We start from the raw sequence: 12,423 nt of genomic DNA, 5'->3' as shown, positions 1-12,423 counted from the left end.
CTGCGCTCGCGCGCCTTGCCCAAGGCGCTTGTGTGGCGGCAGAGAGTGACAAAATTAACGGCATAGAGCACTAGCGCTGGCAGGCGGTACAATACACCGTGGCGCGCTGCCCCAGTTTGATTTCTTTAAGCGTTTTCGCGCAACCGGTACAGGGCTCACCACCGCGGCCATAGACATTTAGTTGTTGTTTAAAGTAACCCGGCTTGCCATCGCCGCCGACAAAATCACGCAGGGTGGTTCCCCCTTGCTCGATTGACCGGTCGAGCACAAATTTAATCCGGGTCACCAGAGCTTCACATTCGCGCCTCGATAAGCTGCCCGCCTTGCGAATGGGCTTAATTCCCGCCATAAAAAGCGCTTCATTGGCGTAAATGTTCCCCACGCCCACCACAATTTTACTGTCCATTAAAAACGTTTTAATGGCTGCTGTTTTTTTGCGGCTGCGAGAAAATAATAGTTCGGCATTGAACTCATCCGTTAATGGCTCCGGCCCCAAGTTCTGCAACAATTTGTGTTCCAGCGCATCACCCGCCTGCCCCCCCGCTTGCCAGAGTATCGATCCAAACCGGCGCGGGTCGTGATAGCGCAGGGTTTGCTCGGCAAACTCAATATCGACATGGTCATGGCTGCCCGGCGGTGTTCCTCGGGGCACCAGGCGCAAGCTGCCCGACATACCCAGGTGAATCAGCACCGTGCCTTCTGTCACCTGCAAGAGTAAATACTTGCCGCGACGGCCGACGCTTTTAATACGGCGCCCCACCAAAGTCTGGGCGAGTATTTCTGGCACCGGCCAGCGCAAACTGGGCTGGCGGACCGCAATTTTACAAACACGTCGACCGAGAATATGCGGCTCGATACCTCGGCGAGTGGTTTCAACTTCGGGTAACTCAGGCATGGTGTCCCATCAAAAAAGCGTTATTTAGCCAAACTTTGCGATAAGAGTGAACAGCAATATCACTTTAATCGACCATTTCGTACAATAGCCCCTCTATTATTGGCGAGGCTTGCTCTATGTTGCTGGGTGTTGATACCGGTGGAACCTTTACCGACTTTGTCGTGATCGACCAGGGGCAATTGCGGGTTCACAAAGTGCTCTCAACCCCCGAGTGCCCAGAGCAGGCCATCTTACAGGGTATCGAACAGCTGGGACTCACACCCAATATCCGTGAGGGTGACATCGCCATTGTGCACGGCAGTACCGTAGCGACCAATGCTGCGCTGGAGCGCAAAGGGGTGACCACACTGTATGTCACTAACCGCGGCTTAGCCGACCTACTCAGTATCGGCCGACAGACCCGGGCTGAACTCTACAACCTCACCCCGGCGGCTCCCGAGCCACCGGTTGAGCCAGCTCTGTGTGTGGAAGTCGGTGCGCGCCTGGCCGCAAACGGTGAGCGCCTCGAGCCACTCACCAGCGATGACATCGAACGTTTACAGTCGGCAATCGCCCAGCACCGACCACAGGCGGTGGCGATAAATTTACTCTACTCTTTTCTCGACGACGGCGATGAAATAGCGCTGCAACAGGCCTGCCCCGAGAAGATATTTGTCAGCCGCTCCTCTTTTGTCCTGCCCGAATACGGTGAGTACGAGCGCGGTATTGCCACCTGGCTCAATGCTTACTTAGGCCCCAAGGTACAGGGGTACCTACAGCGTTTAGCCCAGGGCATCAGCCCCTGCCCACTGGGAGTGATGCAGAGCTCGGGCGGTACCATTGACGCGCAACAAGCCGGCAATCGCGCGGTGAATTTGCTGTTATCCGGGCCGGCCGGAGGCTTGGCTGCGGCGCAGTTTATCGCCCGTCAGCGCGGCGGCGATGGCCCGCCGGAGCCCCTGCTTACCTTCGATATGGGCGGCACCTCCACCGATGTCGCCATGATCATCGACCAGCTACAGCTCACCAACCAAGGCCGCCTGGGCCCATACCCAGTGGCGGTACCCATGGTGGATATGCACACCATTGGCGCCGGCGGTGGCAGTATCGCTCAGGTGGACGCCGGGGGCTTATTGCACGTTGACCCCGAGTCGGCCGGTGCGCATCCGGGTCCCGCTTGCTATGGTAAGGGCGGCACACAAGTCACCGTGACCGACGCCAACGCCTATTTGGGGCGCTTGCGGCCCGAGTATTTTCTGGGCGGCGCCATGCCCTTAGATCAGTCAGCGGCCGAACAAGCCATTGCGCAGCTGGCGGCAGACTTAAAATTGCCCGCGCTGCAAACTGCCCTCGGGGTGATTCGCCTCGCCAACGAGCATATGGTAGCGGCGCTGCGCGTTATCTCGGTTCAGCGCGGACATAACCCGGCGGACTTTCGCCTGTGTTGTTTTGGTGGTGCCGGTGGCCTGCATGTCTGCGCCCTGGCCGAAGAACTGAACATGAGCCGCGCCATGGTGCCTATTCACGGCGGCGTACTCTCGGCCCTGGGGATGTTGGTGGCTCCGCGCGAGCGCCAGCTGTCGCGCAGCTGGCAAAAACCCAGCACGGACTGTGATACCGCGGGGCTGCTAGACGCTTTGACTCAGCTGGCAGTACAAGGCCGCCAAGAGCTAGAGCGCGAAGGAGTCAGCCCCGAGGAGATCGAACAGGAAGATAGTTTAGATGTGCGCTATTTAGGCCAGAGCTTCGCCATTAATATTCCCTACCACGCTCGGGTCGACATCAGTGAGGCCTTTCATCAAGCACACGAGCACCGCTACGGCCATCGTTTAGCCATTCCGGTCGAGGTGGTCAACCTGCGGGTTCGGGTCAAAACCCAAGCCCATGCGATCGAGCTGCCCACACTCAATACGGGCGCGGCCGAGCCAATCGATCAATGTGACCTGCCACAGTTGGGCAGTACCCAAATTTTTCAGCGCAACCAGCTTGGAGCAGGGCAAACCATTGCCGGGCCCGCACTGATTGTTGAGCAAGTCTCCACCACCTTGGTGGCGAAGGGGTGGACACTTAGGGTCGATCCGGTGGGTAACTTGTTGCTCGACCGCTAATTGCCTTATTCGACAGAGGCGATAACCTGTCCCAGCCAAGTATACATTTGGCTCAGCGTATCGCGGCGCACCGACTCTGTCGATAACATTAAATCGTGCATACCGCCTTCGACTTCCACCATGCTCACCTTAGTCCCTAAACCTGGGCCATAGCGGCGCATATCTTCGACATCCAAGACCGCATCGGTGGACAACATATCGTCCTGCCACTGACCTAATCCGCGTATAGAGCGAGATGAGTGCATAACCAGCACCGGGCACTCAATCGCCAGTCCGGCCTGTAATTCGCGCTGGGCGATCACAATAGCCCGAATCCAGCCGAGGTATAAGGGAAAACCTTCGGCAGGCTTAATCGTCGTATTGTACTGCCACTGGCCGCGAAAGCTCTGGTGAATACTCTGAGCGTACAGTGAGGGTGTCTTGCGCGAATAAGACAGGTACGGCAACCAGCGGCCCAACCAGGCCAAAACTTTAATACCAAACAGCTCCACCCCATGGGCGGGAAACTCGAAAAAGGGGCTGTTTAAACACAAACCGTCGATCAGCTTGCGCTCGGCGCCACGATGAGCGTACAAACTAGCAATTAAGCCACCCGTGGAGTGGGCGTTTACCACCAGCGGCCCCGTCGTTTCCGATTTTATTGTTTTTAACGCCAAATCGATTTCAGCAAAGTACTCGTCCACCCGGCTGCAATAGTTGGGGTGAGTGTCCCCATTGAGCGAGCGCCCATAGCCGTGCAAGTCCAGTGCGTAAAAAGCAAATCCGGCCTCCACCAGAGCATGGGCCAAATGGGCCTGAAAAAAATAGTCGGTCATACCGTGCAGATACACGATGGTGCCCTTGGCCTTAACCGGGTTGTCGCAGGCGCGCACTAGAGTCGCCCGATACGCAGGCGCCTGCCCGGTACTCAAGGCTAAGACGTCAAAACCCGCTAGCTCTTTATCCGCACTCCATTGCTCTTTTTCACTTGCTTGCACACTAAGCTCCTTTGTCTATCGCTCGAATTTGAGTATAGTAATTACTAAAGGTTTTCAATTTAAAGAATCATCAGGTGGTGCTATGTCGAATTCTCGTCCCGCCCTAATCCTTGGGGCTCTACTACTGACCGCCTTTGGGCTTGTGGGTTACCTGGGAAAAAGTGCTGCCCTAGCCGTTAAAGAGTACGAGCGCAGTGTGACGGCAAAAGGTTTGGCGGAACGGGAATTGCCCGCCGACATCGTTATTTGGCCGATTAGTTTTACTCTGGCCAGCAATGAGCTGACCGAGCTCTATGCTCACCTGGAACAAAACACCACCGATATACGCACTTTTTTACAATCACAAGGCATTGCCAATACCGATATTACCACCAATGCCCCGGTGATAACCGACAAGTCGGCCCAGTCCTACGGCAACGCCAGCGCGCCTTTTCGCTACGTGGCAACCGCCGTGGTTACCGTCTACAGCGAAGACTTAGCCGGCGTGCGCCAAGCCATGGCCAACACCAGCGAGCTGGGCAAAAAGGGTATCGTCTTAACCGCTGGAAACTATGACGCCCGAACCGAGTATTTGTTCACCGGCCTCAATGACATTAAACCCAGCATGATCGAAGAGGCCACCCTCAAAGCCCGTGAAGTCGCCAATAAATTTGCCGCCGACTCGGGCAGTCGTCTGGGGAAAATTAAACGCGCCTCACAGGGTCAATTTAGTATCAGTGCCCGCGATGCCAACAACCCGCACATTAAAAAAATTCGGGTTGTCTCTACCGTTGAATACTATTTAATTGACTGATGAACTTTGAGCTAAATCCGCAAGAGATTCTAGAGCACCTGCTCCAGATGGGCATCGCCTTAATACTGACGGCCCCCATGGCATTTAACCGCGAGTATTCTACTCCCGGTGCTGGGCTGCGAACTTTCCCATTGGTGGCACTCGCCTCATGCGCCTATATGTTAGTGGCAATGCAGGTGTTCGATACCAGCGAGGCCGAGGCCAAGGTTATGTATGGCATTATTACCGGTATTGGTTTTATCGGCGGCGGGGCAATCTTAAAAAATAACAACCACACCATGGGCACGGCAACCGCTGCCAGCATTTGGAATACTGGGGCGATCGGTGTTTCTGTCGCCTATAACCGATACGAAATTGCCTTAGTTTTGGCGCTAACCAATTTTCTTATTTTACAATTTTCTGCACCGCTTAAAAAAAACAACCGACAAAAAAACGCGGAAAACACTTCCGATTAAACTTACTCTTGCAGCGTTTTCAATCGACTTTTTACCTCAATCCAGCGCGACATAAACTCAGTACTGCGGGCACTGTGGTACTGAAACATAGCCGCCAAAAAGTTATCTCGCCGATAAGATTCCAAATTAGACAATCGCTCGTTAATAAGCCTTAAAAAATCTGACGTATGCCCGGAAAAATCGTAGCGCGCCTGTAAGAGTGGCCGGCACAACCGAGCGGCATCGGCCCAATCAGACTCACTACCGTAAAGCGTGGCGGCCTCTTGGGCAAAGGCTTCAGCAGTATCGGCCAGTCTTCCCGGCCAAGGGTGGTCGCCTGCCATAGACTCCGCCGCAATGCTGGTCACAACGCTCGGGGTGGCGGTTTGCATTGCATCAATCAACTTGCCTTTGATACCCGCACCAAAACGCAAAGGCGCCAGTAGCACTCTGGAATTTTCCACCACCTGCTGAGCGTTATCAGCCCACCCCTTAACCAAAAAACGCTCGCGGGCATTGGTTAAGTCGGTGGCTTTTTTCGGTGGGTAGGCACCGTAAATATGCAGTTCGGCATCAGGGCACAGTTTGCGCAACAATGGCCAAATAGATTGTTTTAACCACAGTACCGCGTCCCAGTTCGGGGCATGGCGAAAATTACCGATTGAGACAAAGTTCTGCCGGGCGGCAAAGGACGGTTGCAAGCGGTTACTGGATTGCACCATAAAAGGCAGGTGATACAAAAGCGAGGCCGGAACGTGACAGTAGTCGGTTAACAACTGTATCTCATAGTCGGAAATCATAAGCGTCAAATCACAGCGGAAGATGGCCGCCACTTCACGCAAGATCATATCGCTGTCGCGCATGGCCGAAAAAATCACATCACTGCCGGCCAGTACCGGACCGACACTGGCCGAGGCCTGCAAAGATTGTTTTAGCAGGGCCTGGCGAGCGTAACGCAAACTGTGTAGGTCTTCGGTATCGAGCACCCGTAAAGCGTCCGGGCAGGATTGTGCCACACGCCAACCAAACTGCTCCTCAGTGACGAACCGATCAAACAAAACCACACGGGGCTGTAGTTGTTCAACAAACTCATCGAAACTGGAACAGTTCAAGGCCACCGTATGGGGTGTTACCTTGAGAGATGACAAATCAATTTGGTGATCGGTTGGCGCTGCCGCGCAGGCAAAGTGAACGTCAAAGCCGCCATCTTGCAGGGCTTGTACAAGCTGCACAATACGCGAGCCCGCTGCGGACGAGTTGGGCTCGGGCCAAACGTAACCAATAATAAGAGCGCAGTTATTCAAAGGGCGTTCGCTTTATACTAGAGGGCAGGGCGAATACATCAATCGCTTACTGGTTTTCATCATCCACTTTCATATAAACTTTATAGTTCTCTCGATAATCTTCGAGGTTATCCCGTACCGCATCGCGAAATTGATTAGTTAAAAACGAAGTGGCCGACTCCATTTCTTCGGTGAACTCTTTTCGATCGACCGATGCATTGGCCACCAAAAATGCGCTGTAACGTGCCAGAGCTTGCAGCATTGCTGCACTCACCATACTTGGCTCGGCATTATCCGTCAGCTCATTGGCTTGCTCAATAAAAGTATCCACCATATCCCAATATACAGTTTCATCGGCAGTTTCGGTCATAATATTACTCAGTAGAATGTGTGCATATCTATTAGAAGAAGTTCTTTGCTTCAATTTAAAAATGTCATGCGTCTGATGAGACCATTTTTAAATTCGTATATTTTCACCACCGGTATGGATTGACGATACCCCTTAACCACAAAGCTTGCCATTTCATGGGCTATCACTTTGTTATTAATTTCAATGGTATTGATAATTTCGGTCTTAGGTGATCGGTCAGCAAAGGTACTCTTGGTCGTTGTAATCAGTGAGCCGTGTCCGGTAGTAATGGGCGAGTCCGGATAGTTGTAAACCTCAATGTCTGCATGAAAATAACTGGCATATTCTTCTACATCATGAGCATTGTAGGCCTCGGCCTGAAAGGTAATGATCTGCCGCTGATCGGCCACCACCGCGGCCGGTAGCAGAACTACCAAGAAGCTTATTATTAATCCGAGCCGAAGCACTGGCGCCTCCCTAAAATAGCAGTTTCAATTTTACCGCTTATTCTAGCTTAAAACTCACGCCGCTTGTCGAGTATTACCAAAATCAAGGTCGCTATCGGCCCCAGTAAGATCGACAGTAAAAACCACGCTAAGCCACTGCGGTTTTTGCCCTGTGCAATGCCGGCATTAATTAAGGCCAATGTACCCCAACCGACCGCATATCCACCCGATTGAGCTAAAAAATCCACTTCATTCATTGCAATACCCTCTGTTGAACAGCAACTGTAGCAAACCTGTTTTTGGTTATATCTCAAAACGCCTATTGCGCAAGCGCACCGCTAGGAGTACACACGCAGCACTGACTATTAACCCAAGGTACAGCCCCGGTGAGACCAATATGCGCCAAGCGTGCGCCAATGGCTCCTGCGAATTAACCGGCACAAAGCTTATCTGCCCCACAATCTCCAGACCACTGAAATACAATCGCAGGCTATCACCTAAGTAATGCGTCCCTAAAAACCATTTTTCCAACACCCAGATCACCAGCAATACTGCCCCCAAAAGGCCCAGCGGTGATTTTTTCGACCAAGCCGAGAAAAGCAAAAGCAGTGAGTAAAGCGGCAACGCCCATAGTGCCGTCATTACAACGCCCAAGGCACCGCCCAATAAGGTTTTTATAACCGGCACCTGCTGCACGACATAACCAAACTCCACACCTAATGCATGGAACACAAATATGTCAGCCACCAAGGTATAGGCTGCCACGGCAACTAATGATAAACCCCAGTAAAATAAAGGTATAAGAAAAACTGACACCCCTAACTTCACAAGGACCACTTGCCACTCAGACAAAGGCAAAGACTTAAAAAATAAAACACTACGATCTTTGCGATCGGCAAGCAACGCGCTAAAGGCATAGCTCATACTGTTAAATAAACAAACCACCCCAAACAGGGCAAAAATTAAGTAGCGTCCGTAGGCAATTTTTTCGATGATAGGCTCGACAACCTGAGCACTTTGCGCAGAGGAGGCCGACTGCGAGTCCAGGCGCCACCGATCCGTCGAGGCGCCCAGTGTCCACTCACTGACATTGCTTTGATCTAATGAGTAAAAAGACATTAAGGATAACAGCACAACCACTACCACCAGCACGATAGGGGCCTTATAGAATAGACCGGGGCTCTCCCACACTTCGCGCATTACCTGTGTTTTTAATTTTTTCATCCCTGCGCCTCCGCGACCATTGATCGCGCCGTCACTTTGGCGATAAACACTTCCGCCAGGCTCGCCATACTCACGCTGCCAAGTGGCTCTAAATGTTCTGCCGCTATATCCTCAAAAATATACTCCTGACCACCCAGGGTGCGGTTTTGCAAAATAGGCTTAAACGCCTGAGCCTGGCTTTCTTTTTCCGGGCTGACAGTGACCTTTAAAAAGCGCCCCGCCATCGACTCCAGTGTTTGATCCAGTACAATTTCACCCCCGTTGATAAACAAAACATCCGTCAGCAAATGCTCAATCTCTTCCACTTGATGGGTGGTAATCACGATGGTTCGATCCTGATCGTAAAAGTCATTCAATAGTGCATCGTAAAATAAGCGGCGATACACTAAATCCAGCCCTAAGGTCGGTTCATCCAACACCAACAATTTGGCATCAATCGCCATCACCAGAGCCAGATGAAGCTGTGTGATCATGCCTTTTGAGAGCTGTCTGATCTTGCGCTGGGCTTGAATCTGGGTCTGGGCGAGAAACTGCTCGGCCCGCTTGCGATCGAATTTGGGGTGAATGCCTTCGGTGTAAGTCAGTACTTGTTGCACACTCATCCAGCGCGGAAGCGTTGCCGTATCGGCAATAAAACAAACATCTTCCAACATGGTGGAACGCTCTTGGCGCGGGTCCCGTCCCATAACGGCAATATCTCCACCGGCCATACTCAAGCCCAACAATACTTGCAACAAAGTCGTTTTGCCGGCGCCGTTGGGGCCAATCAAGCCGACAATTTTACCGGCGGGGATATTCAAATTGATGTTATTCAGAACCTGTTGCTGCCCATAGCGCTTATGGATATTCTGAGCGGAAATAATGGCTGTCATTTTGACTCTCCCTTGTTCAGCTGGCGCAGTGCCTGCACCAGTGTTTCCACATCCACCCCCACCGACGCACTGCGCTCAACCAACGCTGGCAAAGATTGCATAAACTGCTCACGCTCTCGCGTCATCAACGCCTCCCGGGCCCCACTTAATACATACATACCCATCCCGCGCCGCTTCTCTACCAGCCCTTCCTCTACTAACCCCTGATAGGCCTTGGCGACGGTTAGGTGATTGATTTTAAAATCGGCCGACACCTGGCGCACAGAGGGCAAAGCATCACCGGCGGCCAGCTGGCCACGCAAAATTAAGGTGATCATGCGATCGTATAACTGTCGATAAATGGGCTGATCATCTCGCCACTGCATGTTGTTTAGGCTCTCGCATCGATTACTGAATCAGTGATATATCTAACCATATCACCTATTGAAAATTTAACAAGCCCTAAGCGGCACTGAGAGCAGACACATAATGTCGACGATTTCAAGACTGTAATCGGCGGCGTAATTGCGCATAATGCTTCGACTTCAGCACCACACAAGCGGTTGGATAGACAAGAGATAACATCATGAGCAGTATTTATCAGCGCATTGCCGACGAGTTAAACATTCAGGGCCAGCAGGTTAGCGCGGCCGTCAACCTCCTCGATGAAGGAGCGACCGTTCCTTTTATTTCCCGCTATCGCAAAGAGGTCACCGGCGGGCTGGACGACACCCAAATGCGCAACCTAGAGGAACGCCTGCGCTACCTGCGCGAGCTGGAAGAGCGTCGCGACACCATCCTCAAAAGCATCGCCGAGCAGGATAAACTCACCCCCGAGCTGGAGGGTGAGATTAAATCCGCCGACACCAAAACCCGGCTGGAAGATCTTTATCTACCGTATAAGCCTAAGCGCCGCACCAAAGGCCAAATTGCCATCGAGGCCGGTCTGGAACCGCTGGCGCAAGCCCTGCTGCAAGACCCCACGCTCGCGCCTGACACCGAGGCCGCCAAGTACTTAAACGCCGAATATAAAATCGACGACACTAAAGCGGCCCTGGACGGAGCGAAATATATTCTGATGGAAAAGTTCAGCGAAGATGCTGACTTATTGGCCAAACTTCGCGACTTTTTAGTCAAAGAGGCCGTTATTTCCAGCCGCGTTGCGACCGGTAAAGACACCAATCAAGCACAAGAAGTGCAGAAGTTTCGCGACTATTTTGAGCACGATGAGCCCCTGAAAAGCACGCCCTCACACCGGGCGCTGGCGATGTTCCGCGGCCGCAATGAGGGGGTATTAACCCTCGCTCTGATCCTCGACGGATTAGAGCCCGGCTCATCTCACCCCTGCGAGGCCATGGTGGCCGATCATTGGGACATCCACAATCGAGGCCGCGCCGCCGACACCTGGCTGGCCGAAGTGGTACGCTGGACCTGGCGGGTCAAACTGCTGACCCACTTGGAGACCGACTTGTTAGGCGAACTGCGCAATAGTGCGGAAGAGGACGCCATTAAAGTTTTCGCCTCTAACCTTAAAGATTTACTATTAGCCGCCCCAGCAGGGCAAAAAGCCACCATCGGTCTCGACCCCGGGCTGCGTACCGGCGTTAAGGTGGCGGTGCTGGATGCAACGGGTAAAGTGCTGGATCACGGCGCGATCTTCCCCAATCAGCCGCAGAATAAAATTGCCGAATCGGAAAAAATTCTGGCCAATATGTGCCGTAAGTACAACGCCAACTTAATTGCCATCGGCAATGGTACCGCGAGCCGCGAAACAGAAAAATTCGTTAAAGATATGCTCAAGCGCCACGACGACTTGGACGCTAAGCCGGTGATCGTCAACGAATCTGGCGCCTCCGTGTACTCTGCCTCAGAGTTCGCTGCCAAAGAATTTCCCGATCTGGACGTTACCATCCGCGGCGCCATCTCGATCGCCCGCCGCCTGCAAGATCCCCTGGCAGAGCTGGTTAAAATTGACCCAAAATCCATCGGGGTGGGCCAATACCAACACGACGTCTCTCAGTCGCAGCTGGCCCGCTCACTGGACGCTGTGGTCGAAGACTGCGTAAACGCCGTCGGGGTGGAGGTCAACACCGCTTCGGCCGCTCTACTGGCGCGAGTTTCTGGCTTAAACACGACATTAGCCAACAATATTGTGGAATTTCGCGATAAAAACGGAGCATTTTCGTCTCGCAGCCAACTGAAAGACGTCACCCGTTTTGGTGCCAAAACCTTTGAACAAGCGGCAGGTTTTTTGCGTATTGCCGAAGGCAGCAACCCACTGGACCGCTCGGCGGTGCACCCGGAAAGTTACACGCTGGTAGAATCCATTGCGCAAAAGAACGAGCGTCAGGTCAGCGATTTGCTGGGCGATTCGGCCTTTTTATCCAGCATTCAGCCGCAACAATATGTGACCGAGCAATTCGGTGTACCCACCATTACCGATATTCTGCGCGAGCTGGATAAACCCGGGCGCGACCCCCGCCCCGAGTTCCGCACCGCGGAATTCAAAGATGGCGTAGACACCATTAAGGACTTAGAGCCCGGTATGATTTTGGAAGGCACCATCACCAATGTCACCAACTTCGGGGCTTTTGTTGACATCGGCGTGCATCAGGACGGCTTAGTGCATATCTCGGCGCTGTCCAACACCTTCGTTAAAGACCCGCGCGAGGTGGTCAAAGCCGGCGATATCGTCAAAGCGAAAGTGATGGAAGTGGATGTCGATCGCAAGCGCATTGGCTTATCTATGCGCCTGGACGATACCCCCGGCGAGAAAACCGGGGGCGAGCCCCAGCGCTCGAGACGCGCGCCCTCGGCGCAGAAACACAACCGCAAAGAACGCCAGCCCCAAGCCGCCGTAGGCAGCATGGGCGCACTGCTACAACAGGCGATTAAAAAAGGAAAGTAGCAACGATAAACGCCAGGGCGGGTTACCGGGAAAAGAAAACCTAAACTTATCCGCTCACTGGCCGACAGCTTAAATACTGAGCTCTCCGTGCTTCTTGCCCGCAAACTGCGGCACGGAGGGACTCAGTATTACCTTTCCTTTTCGCACACCGGCCTCACTTCACCCCTTTTATGAGC

General features: G+C 53.1%; 13 protein-coding genes. 4 read left to right on the top strand and 9 right to left on the bottom strand.

Features of this window, described 5'->3' with window-relative positions:
• Nucleotides 1–70: 70 nt before the first annotated feature.
• Complete coding sequence (gene mutM / locus Q4563_RS12165) at nucleotides 71–895, bottom strand: bifunctional DNA-formamidopyrimidine glycosylase/DNA-(apurinic or apyrimidinic site) lyase (protein WP_303604667.1); 825 nt, start codon at nucleotides 893–895, stop codon at nucleotides 71–73.
• Between the two features lie 116 nt (nucleotides 896–1,011).
• On the opposite strand from mutM, the gene Q4563_RS12160 reads away from it, so the two are divergent.
• A complete protein-coding gene (locus Q4563_RS12160; protein WP_303604666.1) occupies nucleotides 1,012–2,982 on the top strand; it encodes a hydantoinase/oxoprolinase family protein in 1,971 nt (656 codons plus the stop codon).
• A 5-nt stretch (nucleotides 2,983–2,987) separates the two neighbouring features.
• Here the strand turns inward: Q4563_RS12160 and Q4563_RS12155 are convergent, their stop codons facing one another.
• Nucleotides 2,988–3,959, bottom strand: a complete 972-nt coding sequence (locus Q4563_RS12155; protein WP_303604665.1) for an alpha/beta hydrolase — start codon at nucleotides 3,957–3,959, stop codon at nucleotides 2,988–2,990.
• An 82-nt stretch (nucleotides 3,960–4,041) separates the two neighbouring features.
• On the opposite strand from Q4563_RS12155, the gene Q4563_RS12150 reads away from it, so the two are divergent.
• Together Q4563_RS12150 and Q4563_RS12145 are read left to right on the top strand one after the other, a co-directional pair.
• Nucleotides 4,042–4,752 carry an SIMPL domain-containing protein gene (locus tag Q4563_RS12150; protein ID WP_303604664.1) on the top strand — a complete coding sequence of 237 codons (711 nt, stop codon included), beginning with the start codon at nucleotides 4,042–4,044 and terminating at the stop codon, nucleotides 4,750–4,752.
• Nucleotides 4,752–5,207, top strand: a complete 456-nt coding sequence (locus tag Q4563_RS12145; protein ID WP_303604663.1) for an MgtC/SapB family protein — start codon at nucleotides 4,752–4,754, stop codon at nucleotides 5,205–5,207. The genes Q4563_RS12150 and Q4563_RS12145 overlap by 1 nt, the downstream gene beginning before the upstream one ends.
• 2 nt (nucleotides 5,208–5,209) lie before the next feature.
• Here Q4563_RS12145 and Q4563_RS12140 read toward each other — a convergent pair whose 3' ends face one another.
• The 7 genes from Q4563_RS12140 to Q4563_RS12110 form a co-directional block, all read right to left on the bottom strand.
• The gene (locus Q4563_RS12140) at nucleotides 5,210–6,490 is read right to left on the bottom strand and encodes a glycosyltransferase (protein ID WP_303604662.1); all 1,281 of its coding nucleotides are present in this window, start codon (nucleotides 6,488–6,490) and stop codon (nucleotides 5,210–5,212) included.
• Nucleotides 6,491–6,536: 46 nt separating this feature from the next.
• The gene (locus tag Q4563_RS12135; RefSeq protein WP_215976682.1) at nucleotides 6,537–6,839 is read right to left on the bottom strand and encodes a DUF3144 domain-containing protein; all 303 of its coding nucleotides are present in this window, start codon (nucleotides 6,837–6,839) and stop codon (nucleotides 6,537–6,539) included.
• A gap of 50 nt (nucleotides 6,840–6,889) precedes the next feature.
• The gene (locus Q4563_RS12130) at nucleotides 6,890–7,228 is read right to left on the bottom strand and encodes a nuclear transport factor 2 family protein (RefSeq protein WP_303604661.1); all 339 of its coding nucleotides are present in this window, start codon (nucleotides 7,226–7,228) and stop codon (nucleotides 6,890–6,892) included.
• A 104-nt stretch (nucleotides 7,229–7,332) separates the two neighbouring features.
• Nucleotides 7,333–7,521, bottom strand: a complete 189-nt coding sequence (locus Q4563_RS12125; RefSeq protein ID WP_215976680.1) for an antitermination protein NusB — start codon at nucleotides 7,519–7,521, stop codon at nucleotides 7,333–7,335.
• Between the two features lie 46 nt (nucleotides 7,522–7,567).
• Nucleotides 7,568–8,488 carry a hypothetical protein gene (locus Q4563_RS12120; protein ID WP_303604660.1) on the bottom strand — a complete coding sequence of 307 codons (921 nt, stop codon included), beginning with the start codon at nucleotides 8,486–8,488 and terminating at the stop codon, nucleotides 7,568–7,570.
• The gene (locus Q4563_RS12115; protein ID WP_303604659.1) at nucleotides 8,485–9,360 is read right to left on the bottom strand and encodes an ABC transporter ATP-binding protein; all 876 of its coding nucleotides are present in this window, start codon (nucleotides 9,358–9,360) and stop codon (nucleotides 8,485–8,487) included. The genes Q4563_RS12120 and Q4563_RS12115 overlap by 4 nt, the downstream gene beginning before the upstream one ends.
• A complete protein-coding gene (locus tag Q4563_RS12110) occupies nucleotides 9,357–9,725 on the bottom strand; it encodes a GntR family transcriptional regulator (protein ID WP_303604658.1) in 369 nt (122 codons plus the stop codon). The genes Q4563_RS12115 and Q4563_RS12110 overlap by 4 nt, the downstream gene beginning before the upstream one ends.
• 200 nt (nucleotides 9,726–9,925) lie before the next feature.
• Between Q4563_RS12110 and Q4563_RS12105 the strand changes: the two genes are divergently transcribed.
• Nucleotides 9,926–12,247 (top strand): Tex family protein, encoded by a 2,322-nt coding sequence (locus Q4563_RS12105; RefSeq protein WP_303604657.1) that lies wholly within the window; start codon nucleotides 9,926–9,928, stop codon nucleotides 12,245–12,247.
• Nucleotides 12,248–12,423: the final 176 nt, after the last annotated feature.

It is taken from the genome of Gilvimarinus sp. 1_MG-2023 (assembly GCF_030548285.1).
Note: the sequence above shows the minus strand (reverse complement) of the source record. Positions and strands in the feature narration are given on the sequence as shown.